This window comes from Acinetobacter sp. YH12218, from assembly GCF_013417925.1.
Lineage (GTDB): Bacteria > Pseudomonadota > Gammaproteobacteria > Pseudomonadales > Moraxellaceae > Acinetobacter > Acinetobacter amyesii.
In genome coordinates this window covers 1-1,258 of the sequence record NZ_VPDB01000164.1, presented here as the reverse complement: position 1 = coordinate 1,258, position 1,258 = coordinate 1, and the positions used below count along the sequence as shown (strand labels likewise).

Annotated in this window: 1 protein-coding gene; it reads right to left on the bottom strand. The window is 43.6% G+C overall.

The annotated features are described in order from the left end of the window. Positions 1–1,138, bottom strand: a 1,138-nt coding sequence (locus tag FTV03_RS17725) for a transposase (RefSeq protein WP_180042418.1), incomplete at its 3' end; no start/stop codon positions are given. Between the last annotated feature and the right edge of the window lie 120 nt (positions 1,139–1,258).

Below are 1,258 nucleotides of genomic sequence, written 5' to 3'. Positions count from 1 at the left end.
CTGCCAGTATGGCAGGGGCACTTTCTAATTTTCCCCTTTTCTGTTGCCTACCTGAAATTCGGGTGAGAAATGCCCGAATTCTTATATTCTGCTCATCTGTACCACGCTGTACTCGCCATGTCAGCACACAAGCCATACTACTGATCAGTAGCCTTCTCAGGATTGCTTGAGGTGTCGTTTGTAGCCATGCCTCAACGTCATGTCCTGCCTGCTTAAGCAATTTAAAATAACACTCAATTGTCCAGCGCCAGTAATACCATGTACTCAATTCTGCTGTATCTATATCCATTGCAACATTACTCAGCAAACACCATCTCGCCACAATTTTACCGTCACAATCCTTAACGACAGAAACAACCAGCCTTGCATCGACAGCATCTCCCTGCTCAGGAGCAACCCGCTTCCCTGAGCTATCTTTCTGCTTTGGTTTTGCTGCGCGTGTTATGCGTATATGGGTCTCACCCACATGTAAAGTATGCTGATTGCCTTTGTAAGAAATATTTTTGATTGAATGCGTTTCTATCTTTTCTGCAATCTCGCCAACTTTGTATGTCTGACCGTGATACTCAACTCGATGACCTTCTTTGGCCCGAATCAGCCATTTGAAGCGATTCTTGCTCATCGCTCTTAGATGGGCAATTGAGTCACCTTCACGATCAATGATATGAACTTTTGTTTTCTCAACCGGATACTGTTCGATCGTTTTGATTTGTTCTGCGAGTGAATCCAAATGGGTTTTTCGCTCGCTGTATTGTTCACTGAATGTGGAATAACAGCCTGATGCGTCAGATAGCGTTTGAGCCAATGGTGCAATGGGAAGCCCCGATGCCGCATCAACCAGTAGACTGCTTTGCAGTTCATAGCCTGAATCATATTGATGGGTTCTTTGAAGACGCTGAGTTTTATTGTTATGTTTCACATATTGCAGTTGAGACCAATCATGAATAATCAGCGCATAAGGGTGAGAGGATTGATCAATCTGTTCAAATGCAAGTCGCTGTATTGGCTCATTCAATTGCTTGAAAGAGACTTTTTCATTATTGAGAAATCGCCAAACTGCCTGGGTGGTTGCAAAACTGGACTTCTGGGCAGAGGCCATTTCCTTAATTGCAGGGGCAAGTGAAGCAAGAGGATTCATATTAAGCTTTACGAGGGCGTTGTATCGTCTGACGAGACGTGTATCAAGATGGGAGATATTAAATTGAAGAGCATGCTCTTCAATTTAACCCAAAACTTGGGATTTGTGTAGATACCTATG